Source organism: Cellulophaga baltica (assembly GCF_900102165.1).
Lineage (GTDB): Bacteria > Bacteroidota > Bacteroidia > Flavobacteriales > Flavobacteriaceae > Cellulophaga > Cellulophaga baltica.
Window position 1 is genome coordinate 59,358 of the sequence record NZ_FNBD01000002.1, and the last position, 15,388, is coordinate 74,745.

The following is a 15,388-nucleotide window of genomic DNA, read 5'->3' on the forward strand; positions in this document are numbered from 1 at the left end:
ACCAAAAACATGGATTTTTAGGAAAGACATTAAAATATAAGACCCTCTATTTTAACAACTTACTCGGCGGAAAACCAAATTGCTTTTTAAAACAACGGCTAAAATACAATGGATCATTAAAACCTATTAAATCTGTAACCTCAGAGACATTGTACTTTTTAGTTTTTAATAATTGTGCAGATTTCTTTAAGCGGATGGTTCTTATAAATTCATTAGGTGCTAAATCTGTTAGCTCCTTAATTTTTCGGTATAATTTAGAAGAACTCATTCCTAATTCTTGACATAGATACGTAGTCGTCAAATCTGCCTTATCTAAATTCTCTTCAATTAAGGTAGTAATTTGTTCCATCAAAGCCTTATCTATTGGAGAGTGCGTAAGCAAGCCTACTTCACTTTCTACCTCATCCGAAAACTTAGATTTTAATTCTAAGCGTGTTTTGATGATGTTTACGATAACAGATTTTAGTAACGAGGGGTCAAATGGTTTTACCAAATAAGCATCGGCGCCTACATCATAGCCTTTTACCTTGTCTTCATTCTCAGATAAAGCCGTTAAGAGTACTACTGGAATATGACTTATAAATTCATCGTTCTTCAATTCATTACAAAATTCTAGTCCGCCCATAATCGGCATCATAACATCTGCAACACAAAGCATAGGCTTTATTTTTCTGCAAATCTTCAAGCCCTCTTCTCCATTTTCTGCTTCATACACCTTGTAATAATCAGAGAGGTAATCTATTAGGTATTTCCTTAATTCCGTATTATCTTCTATAACCAGAATTTTCTCTTTGATCTCTGTATTGGTCGTAATTTTCTTCTGGGGAACGAATGGCATAGCCTCTTCTTCCGCAATATTAGAAACAAACTCAAAAACTTCTTTTTTAGAATAACTCTTTCTTCCTACTGGAATCTCAAAAGTAAATATACTCCCTTGATTAGATTCACTAGAAACCCCTATGGTTCCTTTATGTAATTCTACAAGAGATTTTACTAAGGATAAACCAATACCGGAACCTGTATTGTTTTCTTTACTATTTGTGGCTTGATAAAACCTCGTAAAAATTTTCTCCTGACTTTTTAAAGGGATTCCGATACCATCATCACTCACTTCTATAACCAGGACTTCGCTAGCCTCTCCTTTAAGTCTAATAAAAACATCTACATGCCCATATTTATTGGTGAATTTTATCGCATTAGATAATAAATTGTATAATATTTTATCATACTTATCTCTATCTATCCAACCAAAAAGAGTTTCGTGCTCACTATTAAAATTCAGCTCTATATTTTTATTATACGCAAACTCTTTAAAAGAATCAAAAGTGTTTTTTGTGTATAGGAGGATGTCCGTTTTAGAAACTTTCAGCTTTAATTCTCCTGTTTGTGCTTTTCTAAAATCGAGCACTTGGTTCACTAAATTTAAGAGTCTACTCGCATTTTGATGAATAAGATTAAACCTGCTTTTTTGATAATCACTACTATTCTCATTTGCCTCTTCTAGCAATTGTTTTGCCGGGCCTAAAATTAGCGTTAAAGGTGTTCTTAGTTCATGCGAGATATTGGTAAAAAAACGGAGCTTCTCATTATTCAATTTTACATCACGCTCTCTATTTACTTTTTCCGTGACTAATTCTTGTTTTAATCGAAGTCTATTTTTCATATCTCTTCTAATTAAATAACCTATACTAATTAGAAGTACGAAAACTAAAAGTAATGCTTGGTAGGTTAGCCAAAAAGGCGGTTCTATTTTAATAAGGTAAGACACTTCATCACTCCAAAAACCATCACTATTGCTAGATTTTATTTTAAAAACATAATCGCCAGGAAATAAATTGGTATACTGTACGGTCCTAGAATTACTCGTGGTCGCAATCCAATTCTCATCAAAACCTTCTAACATGTACTCAAACTTATTTAGCTTTTCATTCGCATAAGAAGGCGCCGAAAATTGGAGTGAAAAGTTTCTGTTTTTATAATTTAAAGTAATATTCTTACTATCATTTATATCTTTTTCTAAGGGAGTTTGATCATTAATTTCTGTCCCAGGATATACTACTTCATTTTGGATTTTAAACTCTGTAATTACCGGTTCTGGAGCTATTTGATTTTCTCTAATGGTATATGGTGAGAAATAAATAATTCCGTTTTTACCTCCTAAATAAATATTAGAATTTCCAAAATTATAAAAACCGCTAGAACTAAATACATCTAATCGATTACCACTATTCACATTATAAATATTATAGTTTTTTAAATCAGATTTTAGTCTTGCAACACTATTATTATTCATGTTTAACCATAAATCACCGTTGGCGTCGGTGAGCATATCGGTTATCCATCTTCCTTCAAGTTCTTTTGGGCTCCTGAGTGCTTTAAAATTATCTGTTTTAGGCTGGTACCAACTTATACCCTGTCTTGTCGCTGCCCATAGCCTTCCTTCCTTATCAAACATGATATCACTGACATTATCATGCGGTAGGCTTTCCTCATCCGTAGGTGATGTCTTGTAATATGTAAACGAATTTAAATTTCGGTTGTATTTAACCACACCGGTCTCTGTCGCAAACCAGATGTATTCATCTGCCTGTTTTACAATCTCATTAATTTGATACCCTTTCAACAAGACATTGGTACCTGCTTGTTTTTCTAAGGTTTTGGTATTAAAAACGACAGCCCCTTCTCCAAAAGAACCTACTAATAATTGATTATCCCCTAAATTTTCAAAAGCAAAAATAGGTGATTGCTCAAAGCCCACATTGACAACTGTAGAGGTGTTCTTTTTATAATCATACACCAATAGTTTACCGTTCCATAAGCCACAATAAAACACTTCGCCATCTAAAGAATAAATACTAGCAATATCTTTTTGATTGTTATACAACGGGATAAAGCTATCCTCTTCTGAAATGAACAACCCGTTATGCCGCGTGGCTACAATAACCTTCGCATCATATGTTTTATTAAACCCGCGAATTCTAGGAACCTGATTATTAATATGCAATGAAATATCCTTATTGATATTAAATTGATTTTCATACGGGTCATATTTATCTAGGCCGTCTTCTGTTCCTATCCATAAAACTCCGGAGGCATCAAAGTACAAAGCAGAAACTAAATTATCTACTAAAGAATTATCATCTGGCAAGACGGAATAATACCATTTGAAATCCCCTTTGCTAATATCTTCTAATTGATTGCAAACAATTACACCACCTAAGGTTCCTAACCAATACTTACCATCTGGCGCTTGTATTACCGATAAAAAATAAGGCCCCAAACTGTCTCTAATCTCTAGGTCATCAATCTCAAGATTTACGAACTCATTAGCCGCACTGTTTAATTTATAAAGTCCCTCTCGTGTTCCTATAAAAATATCAGATTTAGCATCCTCATAAATAAAATTTAAGTACGGGTTTTTTTCAATAGAATTGGGAATAGCAAGGGTATAGGTTACGGTTTGGTAAATTTCTCCCTGTGCGTTTAATGTAATCTTTGCAACGCCACCCGTATCATAACTCCCTATCCAGATATAGCCCTTTTTGTCTTCGAAAATTTCTTTTACATAATTGAAATTAGCAATTTCAATTTTCTTAAAACTACCGTCATTAACATTAAAAATATATAAGCCTTTGGTTTTTGTTCCAACCCAAACCCGCTTGAACTTATCTACGTATACAGATCTTATTTCTGCATCTGGTAAGCTATTCGGATCATTCTTATCAGGGAGGTATGTTGTAAAGGCCTGGGTATCGGTTTTAAATAATGTTAATCCGTTTCTAGTCCCAATCCATAAATTATGGGCGTCTTCATCTAGAACTAATGCCGTTATATCATCATTGTATATCTTATTGTTTCCTGTAGAGGTACTCAAGTAAGATTTAAACTCGTAGCCATCAAATCTATTAAGGCCAGAGAAGGTTCCTAGCCAAAGAAAACCATATTTATCTTGGACAATATGGCGTACGGAGTTATGCGATAATCCGCTGTCATCGTTATAATGTTCAAATTTTATATTCTGCGCTGTACTGCACAAAACCGAAAATAGTGCAAAGAATGTTATCGCAACAATGTTTCGCATAGATTGATTTTAATACTTGAGTTGAGTGATGTCTAAATTTACAAAAGCTTAATGAAACAAGCCTTTACTATTTAGGTACTATTCTGGTAATTTTGTTAGACTTTAGATCTATAGTAAAATGATTTGAAGGTTCTCCTTTCCTCGTTTTTTCAAAAATTTGAGCCCAAAGTTGGTATGCTGTGCTTTTAGATTTTTTAAATTCCTGACAGACAATCGCATACTGTTTTAAACGATCAGGACGAATATCCCCTAAGGCTAGCTCATCTGCGCTCCTTAATTTATAAAAATCGTAAATCATATCACATCCTGACCAAGAGTTAAATTCTTCAAGGCGTATGTTTTGCGCTTCTAATTGCAACTTGATACGTGCAAGATCATTAGAATTCTCTACTAACAGTTCTTTTCCTGACTTATTCAGCATGGCTTCTGAAAATTCAACAGGCCAATCGTCTGGTAAAAATCGTAATCGTACTAATTCTTTCAAATGCCACTTTGTAAAATCCCTATAATTTTTAATCGTCAATATATCTTTATCCCAAACCCCTGATGCTCCTGATTCTTTTAAATAGGCATATTCTTGCTCATATAATGGGAACAAACTGCTGAATTTTTCAGCCGACGTGATAACCACCGTTTCTACTTCAAACTGGGATGTAGACTTAATGGTTAAGATTTTATAGGCAGGAGCATAAGCGGCTAAAGAGGGTGTTTGTATATTGAACAAAGTATTGCCTTGATCACTTGTTCTCACTCCCGTATCGTTAATATGCATATGGCCACCAAAGTGAATTTGTAGACCGGCATCTGCAAAAGTTCGTGCCACTTCTTCCTTTGGAACACGGTGTAGTTGCATTTTAGTAGCACCAAAAAGTTGTTTAAGTTCATAAGAAGCATCATCATTAAAATCTACCATAGGATAATGGCTGAAGGCAATTAAGACTTTCCCTTTTTGCTTTGCTAATGCCGCTACCTTTTTAACCCAAGAGATTAAATGAGACTTTTGCAAAAGCACATTATTATACCCAATACTCGCCCCTGAAAAATCTTTTGGGTTTGCAGATGTTTCTGTTAATTCTTTATTTGGGACATACACATTGGCATCTATGGCCAATAACCAAATACCCTCGGTAGGCTCTACTAAGTAACTAGCATCAGGATGTACATTATAAGCATCAATAGGGTATGTTCTTTGTTTTAAAACTGATGCCGATTTTGCTTTATCAAAACTATAATCTTCATAGGCATAGGTAGCAAATGGGGTCTCCCAATACACATATTCTTTCTGTGGGTAAAACCCAAAAGAAGACATTTCATTCAAAATATCCTCATAGCCCCATTTTTTAATTTCTGAGGTGATAATTGGTGTTAGTTCTCCCGCTACAGGTTCCTTTAAATTAGTAACAGCGCTAGTAATTATTTGTTCCCTACCTCCTATTCCTAAAAAATCTGATTTACCCGCTTCTTGGGTAAATGGTTTTACAGGATCATGATTCCCGGTTGTTGCAAAGAAGAACATTCCATGCTTTTTAGTATAGGTATCCAATATTTTACGCAGGCCTTTTACATGAACAGGTTGCCCGTCATCACTAAAATCTCCAGGCAAGGCAACATATTTAATTCCTCTAGCAGCGATATCCTCTAAAGCTTCTATAAATGCAAAGTAGTTTTCGTTAAATATTCTGGTGGACTTTAATTGTGCATTCATCGTCCTGATATTCACAAAGGTTTCCGTATTTGGAATGTTAATCCCTTGATAGTCGACATCTTCAAAATGTGCATAAATATCTTGAAAATGCGCATCTGCTATAAAAGCAATCTGAACATTCTCGACACTTTTTCCAACAGTCTTATCTGCACAAGAAAGTATTGAAAATAGTAAGACGACTAGACTACTCCGCCCTATTATTTTTAATAACAAACTATTTATTTTTTGGCTGTTTCTTTCGGAAACGCATAGCTCTTTTTCCATCCTCCTAAATCTATCAACACTTGATCTATTAGTACTCCAGGGTCTACCATCCATATTTTCAAGGTATGTTTCCCTGCTTTATTTACTATTTGCTTAATAGATTTTACGGATGCATTTTTAAGTACATTCTCTTTCCATTCATCACTGCGTCCTATGGTCTGAAAATCTACTAAAACCGGTGATGCATCATCTATAGCAACAGCACAACGTACGCCAATCCCAGCATGTGGCGCATGGGTGGGCACTGCTTGTAAATTTACAGCTACTTCTCCAAAGTTAAAAGTATAAAAGTCATATTCTAAAACAGGGCTATTTGCCTTAATGGCCTCTAAATTTACATTTGGCGTTGCATTTCTAGGCAAAGCCGCAATTACCTTATTCGTATAACCAATACCCTCAAACAACTGCCAATCTGCTTCATTACCTGCTTGTTTTCGCGTGTAATTCTCCGCATTTATGGATACATACCCTTTGTCTTCTACAAAACCTTTGTAGTTTTCTAAAGCATCAAATTCAGGATTATAAACTGAAACTCCTATCGTTGTTGTTTTTCCTTCAGATCTAAAATCTATAGCACTATTTACTTTAAAACTTGGTGGAATCAATTGAAAATCATGACCTAGAGGAGCTTCTTTTTTGTTCTCTCCTTTTGGTACTTTAGTCCAATCGATACTTACCCAAATACGTTTTTCTAGATGTTCGAAATGTAAGGTCCCTTTATCTTCTGATAATTTTATCCAATCTACCTTTGGTATCGCTACCCAATCTACTGCCCCCTCACCTTCTACAAAGACATCAATAAAATAAGTGCTATTCGTATAGCTATTAAATATAGGCAGCACATCGGCATAACTGTTTATGATCTCATCATTAACTTCCATTTGATACCCTTCTAAAGCCAAGCCTAATTTTGCTTTTTGATCTGTTTGCAAAGTTGATGTTGCAGGTTGCGCAAAAACAGGTAAAAATCTAGGGGCCATGGTCATGATATGATTCCACTTTCCGTTTTGAAGTTTTGTATTGTAATACGTCGTTTCTTTTTCTATACGATGGTAGGCTTCTTTTGACAAAGCTCCAAAAGCATTGGCACTCTGCCTGCCTTGCTTTGCTGTAAATTTATTTTTAAAACTATACAGCCATTTCTGGTTTAGTTTTGATGCTCCAATGATAGGATAATACACGAGTTGATAAAAAGCATCTTTTCTATGATCAGCTATATCTGCATATAAACTTTCTGTCCTTTCAATAATAGTTTCATAGCTCTTAATACGTTCTGAAACCTCATCGCCATAATGGTACTGCGTTAATTCTGTTTCCCCTTCTTTTGTCACAGGTTCTACCTGACTCCAAGCCATAAATTCTGGGCGCCTGATGTAGGCTAGGCGGTTATTTTCGAATAACACCTCGGTAATTTCAGCGGCCGTTTCTTTTCCGAATTCACGTGCTGCCCAACTTTGCATATGTGTTTTCACGGAAGCACTCTTTTCAAAGTTATCCATATCCCAAGCCATGTCTAAAAATAGCTCCATATTATATTCGTGAGGTTTGATATCGCCACAATTCAAAATCCAAATATCACGCGATTGAAACTCGTAAGCTTTAGACATTTCTTCCCACATTAAAACAGGGTTGGTAGAATTTAGCCATAGATAATCATGTGGTCTTCCCCAATATGATGTATGGTAATATACTCCTGCCCCACCCGGTCTTGTTTGTTCTTTAGGAGTACTTAATTGACGCATATACCCGTAATTATCATCCGTCCATACCAGCGTAATATCCTCTGGTAATTTTAATCCGCTTTGGTAGTAATTTAATACTTCTTTATAAGGTACAAATGCCTGTGGAATAGCTGTTGGATTCTTTTTAGTTTCCTTTTTTAATATGGCCCGTTGATCTGTAATGACACGCTCTAATAAATGAACCTGTGCATCTGTATCATCCTCACCAACAATCATAGGCGAATCATGTTCCCCGCGCATTCCCGTAGTGTAAATACCTTCTAATTTTGCTGTTTCTTTTACTCTTTTCCTAAATAGATTTTTAATAGTTTCTGAATTAGTATCATACCGATACTCACCCATTTTATCATGTTTCCATTCTGTATTAATGTTACTCAACATAGGCTCTGCATGTGATGTACCTATCACTATGGCATAATCATCTGCCACAAATTTATTTTCAGGATACGAATAAAATGGTTTGGTACTAGAATGCATGGCAGGCCAAATGGTATTGGCTCTTAATCGCAATAACAATTCAAAAACTTTAGCATACGTTTTAGGACCTATATCCCCTGTTTCTTGTTCAAAATTTAAAGCTGCCCAACGTTGTAAGCCCCAATCTTCATCATTTAAGAATACCCCTCTATATTTTACAGACGGACTTTTAGACACCGTAGCATGAATACTAACAGAAAGTACTTCTTTCTTTTCTGGTGTTACATCTGCCCACCATTCCCAAGGAGATACTCCTATTTTTCTAGACAATTCTAAAATCCCATAAGCGGTACCTCTACGGTCGCTACCTACAATGACTAAAGCTTTATCTATGCCTTTACTTAGGTTTTCTATACTATGAATTGCATAACGTTCCCATTGATTTTGAAGCTCAGAAATGTCTAGCTTCCCCGAGGCAATCAATTTATCTATCATGGTATTTTTACCGATAGTCCCCGCAATGATAGCTGAAGAAGTTAATTGGGCTTTAGAACCCACTACGGGCTTTTTCCCGGTTACTTTTAAAACATCATTTGCAAAAATAGCAGCTGCAATAGAGACTACTTTTGCATCTTTTTTGTCGATTAAAATTGTTACCGTATTACTCTCATCAACAATCGAGAATTCTGCCTTCTTAGTCTCTTGCGCCATTACAACAGATCCCAGAAAACAAACCAAGAGTACTCCTAGATATTTAAACATGTTTTTATTTTTTAATTCTTTCATAGGTACCGTCTTCAAAAATCACTTTATACTCAGAAGTAAATAAGGTAGACGGCACATAATAATCTGTAGAAATTACTTGTGCTCCAGAAACCTCTGCCATTTTAAATTTCTTGTAATTGTTAGTACGTGCTTCTTTTGTGGCCGCATCTGCTCGCGTGCGTACCATATACCCTTTGGCTACTAATGTTTTAATATATTCAAAATCTTTAACGGGATTATTTACTATTCTAAAGGCTGCTTCAGGGTTGCCTTCCTTACTGTTTACAAAAAGGACTCTTCCTTTTAAAGATTGATGATCTACTAAATAGTCATTAATTCTCTCCTCCTTTTCATCCAAAACAAATAAGAACTTGCCTCTTAGATTCTTTAGTTTAGGCCAACCAACCGTTAAAATAGCTTCTTCTAAGGTTTTAAAATTACCGCGAACAAGATCTGGAGTGATCAGTTTATCCAAAGGAAAAACACTTCTAATTTCTAGGTCTAAACTATCTAAGGCATTTTTACCAAAAACTAAAGGCGTTCTTGTTTGCGGAACCTTTTGGTCTTTTGTATTCATTAAAATAACAATTGGCGTATGCTCTGGATGATTATCAGACCATTTTTTTAAAGATTGGAGTCCGTCTTTAAAGAGTAAATCATGACTTCTAAAATCAATATCTTGTACATGAAACATTTTAAGCCCAGGTACTTTTAATTTTTCTCCCTCATCGAAAACCAAAGGCTCTTTTCCTAGAGACCTTATGATTTCTAATCCTTTTGGATATGAAAAATGCCCCCCTAGCGGATCATGAAAAACATCTAGTTCTAAATTCCTTAATCCTAAATCTAACTGTTGTTCTAATGATATATGTCCGTATTGTAACCCTTCTATTTTTTCAGGTTCAAGGCTATACAAATAATCATACAAAGGCTTTTCTATCGCTATTTTATAAGAGTTATGGCTGCCTATAACTTGAATATCATTTAGCCTAACTGTATTACTCTTACACCCGATTAGGGTGAAAACCAAAAGTGCTAGAACACTACGAACGTATGAGATCGAGAAATTCATTATTTGATTGCTTTTGTTTTTTGTAACCTAATATCCTTAGAAGAAGCTCCGATCATAAATTCATAATCCCCTTCTTCAAAAGTCCACTTTTTTGTTTTTTCATCCCAGAATTCAAGCTCCTTTTTAGAAACATCAAAAGTGATTGTTTTAGAGGCCCCTACCTCCAAAGATTCTCTTTTGAAGCCTATTAATTTTTTAAGAGGTTTTTTCTCTGAAGGATGTATCGCTTTAAAATATAACTGCACAACTTCATCCCCTTTATACTTTCCAATATTTTTTACAGTTGTTGTTACTGTAATTTTATCAGCCTTTGATTTTACCTTGAGCTTATCATACTCAAATTTTGTGTAGCTCAATCCGTATCCAAAAGGATACAAGACATCCCCTTCAAAATACATATAGGTCCTTCCATTAGACACTTCATAATCATCCATATCTGGCAAGTCTGTTACCGATTTGTAAAAGGTAAAAGGCAATCTCCCCGCGGGGTTATAATCACCAAATAATACATCGGCAATGGCCGTACCACCAGCTTCTCCTGGATACCATGCGTCTACTATTGCAGGTACATGTTCATCCATCCAATTTATAGCCAGAGAACTCCCTGCTACTAAAACCACGATGATATTTTTATTTTCGGCATAAATCTCTTTTAGGTAGTTCACTTGATCTTCTGGTAATTCTAAATCTGTCCTATCTCTACCTTCTTTTTCAATAGACTTGTTAATCCCCATAACAGCAATGACGTAATCACTAGCTCTAGCAACCTCTTTATCTTCTTTATACAAATCATCGGCTAAGGTTGGTACTTCCCATAACAATTGGCAAATAGCATCGCCCCCATTATCAAAATATTCTAGTTTGATGGCATATTTTTTTCCCGCCTCCATCGGTATTTCTACTTGATCTGTAGTCATTCCTCGATTGTGCCATTCATCAACAACAAGCTCCTCATTCAACCACATTCTTACGCCGTCATCAGAATTAACTCCAATCTTATACGTCCCTGAAAAGTTAGGCGTAATATATCCTGTCCAACGCATCGACTTATGTCTAAAATTTGTGTAAGGATCTGGTGGGTTGTTTACAGGATCAAAATTAACAACCTTATCTACTCTTGTTTGCGGAGTTCCTTCTAAGAATTTATCATCAAAATATTCTCCATACAAGCCAGTTTCCTCATTATGGTCATTTCGTAAATTTTCAGCTTCAATAAGGTTTAAATTTCTAGCTGCTGTTTTCCATTTTACATACGTAACATCTGCGCTACTACCTACTTTTGCTTTAATACCTTCTAAAGGTGATACTGGTTTTACTACAGATAGACCACTATAATCTCCAAAAACAACTTGGTTTGCATTAAAGCCAACCACCGCTATTTTTTTCTTTTCTGATAGATCTAAAGGTAATATGCTATTCTGATTTTTAAGCAGTACTATAGATTGTCTTGAAGTTTCTAACGCTAAATTTTGATGCTCCTTTGAACCTATAACATCGGGTGAAATTTTAGTGTATGGATTCCCTTCTGTACTATCAAAAATTCCTAATTTAAAACGTGCCGTTAAAATTCTCGTGATTGCTTTATCTATACTTTCTTTAGGTACTAAACTCTTATTATAGGCTGTAAGTAAATGTGTCGCATAAATATCATCACCACATTCTAAATCTAAACCACCTTCTAAAGCTACTTTCGCTGCTTGTTCTTTTGTAGATACATATTTGTGTGATTTTTCAATGTACGTTGGCGCACCACAATCGCTCACCACATACCCCTCAAAACCCCATTCCTCTCTTAAAACAGTGTTTAACAACCAACTATTCGCGGTGCTAGGTACTCCGTTAATGGCATTATAAGCACTCATAATAGATTGTGCATTCGCCTCTTGTACTGTTGCTTTGTAGGCCGGAAAATAATATTCCCGTAATGACTTTTCAGATATTTTGGCATTATACGCAAACCTATTATCTTCTTGGTTATTGGCCACAAAATGCTTTGGCGTAGAAACTACTTTTAAATACTTTGCATCATCACCTTGCAAACCTTTTACAAAAGACACTCCTATTCTACTGGTTAAATAAGGATCTTCGCCATAAGTTTCTGGTGTTCTCCCCCAACGTGGATCTCTAGCCATATTAATAGTTGGCGACCAAAATGTAAGCAAATCACTATAGACATTTTTTTGATCTTTACCTTGGTTATAGAAGTTCCATTTACCTCTAGCTTCATCAGAAATAGCTGTAGATACCTCATAAATTAAATCAGGGTTCCAAGTTGCGGCTAATGCAATAGCCTGTGGAAAAACCGTAAAACGCCCTCCTTTGACCACACCATGCAATGCTTCATTACCATGGTAATATTTTTCTACATCTAATCTAGAAATTGCTTCGGCGGTAGAAACCATCATAGAAATTTTTTCTTCGATAGTTAAGCGCTCCACTAAATCATTCACTCGGGCTTCAATAGGCAATTCTTGATTTTGAAACGTATATTTTTCCTGTGAAAAACTTAGGATAGGAAGTAGTATTAAAGCAACTATGAAACTCTTTTTTACGATCATTCTAAAACTAAAATTATGCATTCGTTTTTTATTTTAACTCAATTCTAAAACCAGAAATAGGAATAACTTGATTACTAGTCACAGGCATTTTTAAGGTAAGACCCTTTGTGGTTTGCTTCCATTTTACATTGTTTGAACTGTCTAGTGGTGTTACCGATTTAACTTTAGCTCCGTTTTTTGTCGCCAATGCCGCAATGGTTACATCCGCGATAGTGGTACTGCATACGTAGGCATAAATAAAGTTATTCTTTGTTGTGAATATTACTTCTGGGAAAATATCTTTAGAAGTACCATCATGCAAATTATCTTTCATGGTATCTTCTTCATCAGAAGCATTAGTTTCCTCAACGCTATCAAGAACTTCTGTAAGTCGTTCACTTTGCACGCTCCATGGTTTAGAGCCATAGATACCTTCAGCATTCTGTTTGATCCAAGAACCCATTTCAGTCAATCGTTCTTGCGCTAAATCTGTAATTTCTCCTTTGGCAGTTGGACCGTTATTCAATAATAAATTTCCTCCTTTACTTACAATTTCAAGAAGTTGTCTGGTCATTAATTCTGAAGATTTATAAACGGTATCATACTCAATATATCCCCAGTTTTTTCCCATGGTAATACACGCTTCCCAAGGTTCTACTTCCAAGCCATCAACAATTTCTTGCTCGGTAACTTTATAATCCCCAAAACCATGTTTAATACGACTGTTTATAATACAATGAGGTTGTAAATCAAGTATTAACTCTCGCAATTCTTTGCTTTCTTCAGAATTAATCAATTCTGGAGTATCAAACCACATAACATCAATTTTTCCATATTGCGTAAGTAATTCTTTTACCTGTGGTTTCACTTTTCGCTCAAAATACCGACTAAACACTTTTATATCTTCATCTGGAAAATCCACCAAATTACTACGTCCGCCTTTATGCGGCCAATTTGTTGCCACATCAGGGTCTTCCCAATCACGACCTAAAGAGTAATAAAACCCAAATTTCATGTCGTGCTTATGGCAAGCGGCCACCAATTCTTTCATAGGATCTTTGGCGTAGGGTGTTCTACTTTTTATATTATAATCGTTTGATGGAGAATCAAACATTGCAAAGCCATCATGGTGTTTAGAGGTGATGATGATATATTTCATGCCTGCCTCCTTTGCGGTAAGCACCCATTTTTCTGCATTGAAATTAGTGGGGTTAAAATCATCTGCAATGGTAGCATATTCTTTTAACGCTATTTTTTCATGAATCATGAAATGCTCATTACCTTTTGCTATATGTCCATCCCAATACCCAGCAGTCTGCGAGTATAAACCCCAATGCATAAACATACCAAATTTGGCATCTTTCCACCAGTCCATTTTATCGGATGATTGGGCTATGGCGCTACTCATAAAAATAATTACAAAACCTAAACTCAAATAAAAATTCCTACCACAAATATCGTTCTTCATTGATTTTTAGTTTTAAGTTGATGTAACAAAAACGCCTATTTCTTTATAAATTCTATATTAGTTAGTTTTACTACTATAGGATTTGGCCATACCTTATCATTATAAAGTCTTTGCGCTCTACTTATTGATATTTCTAACAAGTCTTTGTGCTGTATAAACCGAGACGTCGGCGTATTTTCTGGCCAATACTCAACCACCAAATCATTCTGCCCTAGTACAGAAATAGTGGTCTTTTTCGTTGATTTGATATTTTTTAAAAGAAAATTTCTTCTAAAACCTTTAAACCAATCTTTTTGCCCAGTAATAAACACATATGCGGTGTTTTCATCTTTGTCTTTTGTAAACCACATAGCACCATCTTTAACAATAGTAGGTACTGGTCTTACATTTTTTATCCCTTCTTCATTCACATACATCCAAAGTGCTATTTCTCGCAAGCGCTCTTCTTGTTCAATAGGAATTTCACCATCTGGTTTTGGCCCTATATTCATCAAGAAATTTCCGCCTTTAGCTCTAATTTCAATCAATTTTTCAATTAATTCTGAACCATCTTTATAGGTTTCATTTGTTGGCTTGTATTGCCATTGCGTACCCATCGTCATACACGTTTCCCAAGGTCCAGGCATAGCTCCACCAGGAATAGATTGCTCTGGAGTACTCATTTCACCTCTAGTCACCACAATATCCGGATTTATTTCATGAACAAATTGCGCCATTGGCTTTGCATCGAAAGCATCAAAAAACATCACATCGACAGGTCCGTAATTATTAATGAGTTCTTTAACCTGTGTTTTATCATATTCAAAAAGCTCTTTATTCGCTGAAATTTGCGTCATTGGCCCCTTACGTGAAATTAAATGCCCTTGCTTATGGATAAAGCTAAAATCTTCAGGAGAAAAATAGATACCCACTTTTAGATCATACTTACGTAATGCTGTTATTAATTCTCCAACAATATCTTTACCATAGGGCGTATTCATGATATTAAAATCCGTGGTTTTTGTATCCCACATACAAAAACCGTTATGGTGTTTTGCTGTAAAAACAACATATTCTGCACCCGCTACTTTAAACAGGCGTGCCCATTCATCGGCATCAAATTTATCTGGATAGAATGTTTTAGGAAGTTCGTTAAAATATTTATTCACATAATCATCTGAGGCTCCCACCAAAGAATGACTAATAACGCTCCCCAATTGTGAATCCAGGCTCCAATGCACAAAAATTCCGAACCCCATATCCATGAATTCTTCGTTGAGTTCTGGTTTATTTTTCAATTGTGAAAATGCAGAAAAGCAAACAAAAAGTAGTACTACAACTATATATTTAGAATTCAT

General features: G+C 35.4%; 7 protein-coding genes. All 7 read right to left on the minus strand.

Annotated elements, in window-relative coordinates; translation table 11 throughout:
- Positions 1 to 46: 46 nt before the first annotated feature.
- On the minus strand, positions 47 to 4,081 hold the full coding sequence (locus BLQ19_RS03480) for a hybrid sensor histidine kinase/response regulator transcription factor (RefSeq protein ID WP_074537411.1): 4,035 nt from the start codon (positions 4,079 to 4,081) through the stop codon (positions 47 to 49).
- A 67-nt stretch (positions 4,082 to 4,148) separates the two neighbouring features.
- On the minus strand, positions 4,149 to 5,999 hold the full coding sequence (locus BLQ19_RS03485) for a metallophosphoesterase family protein (protein ID WP_254788205.1): 1,851 nt from the start codon (positions 5,997 to 5,999) through the stop codon (positions 4,149 to 4,151).
- Positions 6,000 to 6,004: 5 nt separating this feature from the next.
- Positions 6,005 to 8,971 carry a glycosyl hydrolase 115 family protein gene (locus BLQ19_RS03490; RefSeq protein WP_074537672.1) on the minus strand — a complete coding sequence of 989 codons (2,967 nt, stop codon included), beginning with the start codon at positions 8,969 to 8,971 and terminating at the stop codon, positions 6,005 to 6,007.
- A 4-nt stretch (positions 8,972 to 8,975) separates the two neighbouring features.
- Positions 8,976 to 10,046 (minus strand): phosphatidylinositol-specific phospholipase C1-like protein, encoded by a 1,071-nt coding sequence (locus tag BLQ19_RS03495; protein WP_083332174.1) that lies wholly within the window; start codon positions 10,044 to 10,046, stop codon positions 8,976 to 8,978.
- Entirely contained in the window at positions 10,046 to 12,625 is a 2,580-nt protein-coding gene (locus tag BLQ19_RS03500; RefSeq protein WP_217637569.1) for a glycoside hydrolase family 3 protein, read from the minus strand. The genes BLQ19_RS03495 and BLQ19_RS03500 overlap by 1 nt, the downstream gene beginning before the upstream one ends.
- Before the next feature lie 7 nt (positions 12,626 to 12,632).
- On the minus strand, positions 12,633 to 14,051 hold the full coding sequence (locus BLQ19_RS03505) for an alpha-L-fucosidase (RefSeq protein ID WP_074537412.1): 1,419 nt from the start codon (positions 14,049 to 14,051) through the stop codon (positions 12,633 to 12,635).
- Positions 14,052 to 14,086: 35 nt separating this feature from the next.
- On the minus strand, positions 14,087 to 15,388 hold the full coding sequence (locus BLQ19_RS03510) for an alpha-L-fucosidase (protein ID WP_074537413.1): 1,302 nt from the start codon (positions 15,386 to 15,388) through the stop codon (positions 14,087 to 14,089).